5 protein-coding genes are annotated in these 4,848 nt (G+C 67.2%); 1 reads left to right on the top strand and 4 read right to left on the bottom strand.

Annotation, left to right across the window (positions count from 1 at the left end):
• Positions 1-95: 95 nt before the first annotated feature.
• From ACREB7_RS20580 to ACREB7_RS20565, 4 genes are all read right to left on the bottom strand, one after another.
• The gene (locus ACREB7_RS20580; protein ID WP_431594120.1) at positions 96-968 is read right to left on the bottom strand and encodes an OmpA family protein; all 873 of its coding nucleotides are present in this window, start codon (positions 966-968) and stop codon (positions 96-98) included.
• 227 nt (positions 969-1,195) lie between these two features.
• Entirely contained in the window at positions 1,196-1,966 is a 771-nt protein-coding gene (locus ACREB7_RS20575; RefSeq protein WP_431594119.1) for an SDR family NAD(P)-dependent oxidoreductase, read from the bottom strand.
• On the bottom strand, positions 1,963-3,450 hold the full coding sequence (locus tag ACREB7_RS20570) for an AMP nucleosidase (RefSeq protein WP_431594118.1): 1,488 nt from the start codon (positions 3,448-3,450) through the stop codon (positions 1,963-1,965). Before ACREB7_RS20570 ends, ACREB7_RS20575 begins: the two co-directional genes overlap by 4 nt.
• A gap of 175 nt (positions 3,451-3,625) precedes the next feature.
• Entirely contained in the window at positions 3,626-4,108 is a 483-nt protein-coding gene (locus ACREB7_RS20565) for a peroxiredoxin (RefSeq protein ID WP_431594117.1), read from the bottom strand.
• A 125-nt stretch (positions 4,109-4,233) separates the two neighbouring features.
• Between ACREB7_RS20565 and ACREB7_RS20560 the strand changes: the two genes are divergently transcribed.
• A complete protein-coding gene (locus ACREB7_RS20560) occupies positions 4,234-4,800 on the top strand; it encodes a YqgE/AlgH family protein (protein WP_431594116.1) in 567 nt (188 codons plus the stop codon).
• The last annotated feature ends 48 nt before the right edge of the window (positions 4,801-4,848 follow it).

The following is a 4,848-nucleotide window of genomic DNA, read 5'->3' as shown; positions in this document are numbered from 1 at the left end:
TCCGATGGGTGTCTCGACTTCGCTCCACACGAACGGAAAAAGAGGGGATGGCCTGGAGCGCGAAAAGGGGTGGGCTTTCACCCACCCCGTCCGTCTCAGATCCCGTCGACGGCCTTGCTGACGAGGATATTCACCGCGACGCGGCGGTTCTGCGCCTTGCCTTCGGGGGTCGAATTGTCCGCCGCCGGATCGGCTTCGGCCATGCCGGTCGGGGTCAGCATGCGATAGGGTTTCCAGCCGCACGCCTGCTGCAGATAATTGACGACGCGGCTGGCGCGCTTTTCGCTGAGCTCCTGGTTCAGCTCTTCGCTGCCGGTCGAATCGGTGTAGCCGACGACGAGCAGCAGCGCATTGTCGGTGCTCGAGGCCTGGTTCGCGGCGGCGCAAAGGTCGGCCTTCGCCTGTTCGGTCAGTACGGCCTTGCCGGTGTCGAAGTTCACGTTGGTCGTGGCCTTGACATTATATTGGTCGATGTCGCCGACGCGGCTGCGCAGCTGGTCGGTGGCGGCCGTCTGTTCGGCGAAACGCTGGTCGGTGCCGGTATAGATCATCGACGCGGTGCGCAGATCCTTGTTCTTGAGCGCGACCTGGTTGGCGACGAGGCCGCCGTCCCACTGATAGGTTTCGACCGAGACCGGCAGGCCATTGAGCAGCTGGGCCGCAGCGAGTTTGTCGCGGCTGAGGCCGAGGAAGCCGCCGCTCGACTTGATCTTGGTATAATCGGCGATGGCGATGCTCTGGCGGCTGCCGTCGGCGGTGACAACCTGCATCCGGCCGTCGCTGCGCGCCGCGATGATGCCTTCGACCTTGGGACCCTTGGTCATCTGGTCGGGGGTGGGCAACTGGCCATAGACGGTCGCCATCGGCTCGGCTTCGGTCGTGTCCTGCGCCGCGACGCTGATCGTTGCCGTGCTGGCCAGCATGGCGAGCGCCAGCACGAGTTTCGGACTGCTGGAAATGGCCTTCATATAATGCTCCTTCGAATGGACGGCCCGCCCCTGCGGGCGCCCGTGATCGTCGCGTCAACTTTTCCGGCAGGCGAAAAGTTCACCGAGGGGGTCGCGGAGCGGGATGACGCGAACGCAAGACGCGGCGAACCGAGCAACCGACGCCGCGTTCGTGGATTCAGAAGGGTCGGATTTTGGAAATGGGCGGGCCGAGGGCGCGGCCCGGCCTGCCGCGAAATCGCGCTCGTTCAGGCGTTGCGCGCCGTCAGGCCCCCATCGACCGGGATCACCGCGCCGGTGATATAGCTGGCGGCGGGCAGGACGAGGCTGAGCGTGATATGCGCGACCTCCTCGGGCTCGCCATAGCGGCGCAGCGCGGTGCGGCGTTTGGCGAAGACCAGCTTGTCGGCCTCGGCCACCTTGTCGGTCATGCCGGTGTGGATGGGGCCGGGGCAGATGCAGTTGACCGTGATGCCTTCCTTGCCAAGATCGACCGCGAGGCCGCGCGTCAGGCCGGTGACGCCGGTCTTGGCCGCCACATAGGGCGTGTCGCCGGGCGTCGCGCCGAGGCCCTCGGTCGAGGCGATGTTGACGATGCGCGGCGCGTCGCTTTGGCGCAGCCAGGGCAGCGCGGCGCGGACCATGCGCTGGTGTCCGGTCAGCAGGATCGCGACGGCGCGGTGCCAGATGTCGTCATAATCATCGGCGTCGAGCGGGCAGAAGGCCGAGATGCCGGCATTGTTGATCAGGATGTCGATGCCGCCGAACTGCGCCGCGATGTCGGCGACGACGGCCTTGATCGCCTCGCCGTCGGACACGTCGAGTGCGAAGGCCTTGGCATTGGGGCCGGCTTCGGCCGCGACGGCTTCGCAGGCCGCGAGGTCGAGATCGGTGATCGCGACCCGGGCGCCTTCGCTGGCGAGCAGCAGCGCGGTGGCGCGGCCCATGCCGCTCGCCGCGCCGGTGACGATCGCGACACGGCCGGCGATCGATCGCGAACGGTCGGGCGTCCCGCTCAACGGAACGGCGGCTCGTTGAACGCGCGGAGTTTGCGGCTGTGGAGCTTGGCGCCCTCGTCGCGCATCGTCTCGCACGCGCGGATGCCGATCTGGAGATGCGCGGCGATCGCTTCCTCGTAAAAGCGGTTGGCCTGTCCGGGCAGCTTGAGTTCGCCGTGAAGCGGCTTGTCGCTGACGCAGAGCAGGGTGCCATAGGGGACGCGGAAGCGATAGCCCTGCGCCGCGATCGTCGCGCTTTCCATGTCGATGCCGATCGCGCGCGATTGCGAGAAGCGCAGCGCGCTGTCGGTGTAGCGCAATTCCCAGTTGCGGTCGTCGGTGGTGACGACGGTGCCGGTGCGCATACGTTTCTTGAGGTCGGCACCCGTCGCGCCCGACACCGCTTCGGCGGCGGTCGCGAGCGCGACCTGCACCTCGGCGATCGGCGGGATCGGGATGGCGACCGGCAGCACCGCGTCGAGGATATGATCGTCGCGGAGATAGGCGTGGGCGAGGACATAGTCGCCGATGCGCTGGCTGGGGCGGAGGCCGCCGCAATGGCCGATCATCAGCCAGGCCTCGGGGCGCAGCACCGCGAGATGGTCGCAGATCGTCTTGGCGTTCGACGGGCCGACGCCGATGTTGACGAGGGTGATGCCGCCGCCGTCGGGGGCGATGAGGTGATAGGCGGGCATCTGGTGCCGCCGCCAGGCGCTGTCGGCGACGAGCGCGCTGGCGTTGACGCCGGGCTGGTCGACATAGAGGCCCGCCGCGCCGGCGAGCGCGGTATAATGGCCCTGGCCGACCTGCGCGCCCGCCCAGGCGACAAATTCGTCGACATAGCGGTGGTAGTTGGTGAACAGGATATAGCGCTGGAAATGCTCGGGTGCGGTGCCGGTGTAATGGCGCAGCCGCGCGAGCGAGAAATCGGTGCGCAGCGCGTCGAACAGGGCGAGCGGCTGCGACGCGGCGGGATCGGCGCCGAACAGGCCGTCGGCGAGTTCGTCACCGATGTCGGCGAGCTCGGTGGTCGGGAAATGGCGCGCCAGTTCGAGCGGGGTGACGCGGCCCATGTCCGAACCGTCGCTGGCGTCGAGCACATAGGGGAAGGGGATTTGTTGTCCGGTGCGCGTGACCTCGAGCTTGATGTCGTAATGGCGCGCGAGGAGCATGAGCTGGTCGCGCAGATAATCGGCGAAGAGGTCGGGACGGGTCACCGTCGTTTCGAAAACGCCCGCGCGTTCGAAGCGGCCGAAGGCGAGATTATGCCCCTTCTGCCCCTCGCGCTGCTCGCCGGTGGTGGTCAGGCGGATCGCGGGATAGTCGAACAGCCCCGTCGCCGCGGCATCGGTGGGCGGCAGCGTGCCGTCATGGACATAGGCGGCGATCGCCGATTTGAGGTTGGTGACCGAGGTGCGGAACCGGTCCTGCAGTTCGGTGATGATCCCTTCGACGAGGGCGGCGGGATCGGCGATGTTCTGATTGTGCGATGAGTTGGATGTCATCGCGACGCTGTTGCACGAAAATGTGACAAAAGGGAAGAGGTGGGGCCCACCTCATAACGTCACCCCGGACTTGATCCGGGGTCCCGCTTTTCGACGTGGCTGAGCGGGATCCCGGGTCAAACCCGGGGTGACGAAGAAGAAAGGGCGGCGCGATGATGCGCCGCCCTTTGAAATCTCAGAGCTGCTCGAGCATATGGTCGGCGCTCGACACCCGGAATTCGCCGGGGGCTTCGACGTTGAGCTGTTCGACGACGCCGTCGTTGACGATCATCGAGAAGCGCTGGCCGCGCTTGCCCATGCCGAAGGCCTTGCCGTCCATCGTCAGGCCGACCGCTTCGGCGAAATCGCCATTGCCGTCGGCGAGCATGGTGACCGCGCCGCCCGCATCGCCATTCTTGCCCCACGCGCCCATGACGAACGCGTCATTGACGGCGGTGCAGACGATCTCGTCGACGCCCTTCGCCTTGAGTTCGGCGGCCTTGTCGACGAAGCCCGGCAGATGCTTGGCCGAGCAGGTCGGGGTGAAGGCGCCGGGGACCGAGAAGAGCGCGACCTTGCGGCCCTTGAAATAATCGGCGGTGCTGACCTGTTCGGGGCCGCTTTCGGTCACCTTGACCAGCGTGGTTTCGGGCAGCTTGTCTCCGGTCTGGATCGTCATCTTCTTGTCCTCTCAGCGGGGAATTGGGAGCGCAGACATTGGGTGGCGAGGGGGCCAAGTCAAGCGCGGCGGATAAATTCACGCGCGCGCTGGACCGCGCCCGCGCGGGCGGGCATGGTGGTGCGATGGAAACGGCTCCCCCCTGGTTCACCGGCCAGCTGCTCCTCGCGCTGCCCGGCATCGGCGACCCCCGCTTCGAGCATGTGGTGATCGCGATGATCAGCCATGATGCGGAGGGCGCGATGGGTATCGGCATCTCCGACCCGATCGAGGGCATGACGGTCGGCGCGGTGCTCGACCAGCTCGAGATCGCGCACGACGACGACCCGCTCGACATGCCGGTGTTCCTCGGCGGCCCGGTCGAGCAGTCGCGCGGCTTCGTGCTGCACAGCCGCGACTGGGGCGGCGAGGGGGCGGTCGAGGTCGCTGGGCGCTGGACGGTGTCGAGCTCGCACGACATCCTTCGCGCGATCGGCGAAGGGCGCGGTCCGTCGCGCTGGCTGGTGGCTTTGGGTTATGCCGGATGGGCGGGCGGGCAGCTCGAGGACGAGATGGTCCGCCATGGCTGGCATGTGACGCCGGGCAGCGATGCCTTGCTGTTCGATACGCCGCCCGGCAAGCGCTGGCAGGCGGCGTTCGCCGAGGCCGGGATCGATGCGCGATTGCTCACGACCGAAGGCGGCGAGGCGTAAAAACACCGTAGCCCTGAGCTTGTCGAAGGGCGCCTCTCGGTGAAGCGC

This window comes from Sphingopyxis sp., assembly GCF_050725615.1.
In the GTDB taxonomy this organism is placed as follows: Bacteria; Pseudomonadota; Alphaproteobacteria; order Sphingomonadales; family Sphingomonadaceae; genus Sphingopyxis.
Note: the sequence above shows the minus strand (reverse complement) of the source record. Positions and strands in the feature narration are given on the sequence as shown.

What these genes read in the sequence shown, in the direction of transcription:
- ACREB7_RS20580 (WP_431594120.1), bottom strand. Translation starts at nt 968, where the DNA reads ATGAAGGCCATTTCCAGCAGTCCGAAACTCGTGCTGGCGCTCGCCATG.
- ACREB7_RS20570 (WP_431594118.1), bottom strand. Translation starts at nt 3,450, where the DNA reads ATGACATCCAACTCATCGCACAATCAGAACATCGCCGATCCCGCCGCC.
- ACREB7_RS20565 (WP_431594117.1), bottom strand. Translation starts at nt 4,108, where the DNA reads ATGACGATCCAGACCGGAGACAAGCTGCCCGAAACCACGCTGGTCAAG.
- ACREB7_RS20560 (WP_431594116.1), top strand. Translation starts at nt 4,234, where the DNA reads ATGGAAACGGCTCCCCCCTGGTTCACCGGCCAGCTGCTCCTCGCGCTG.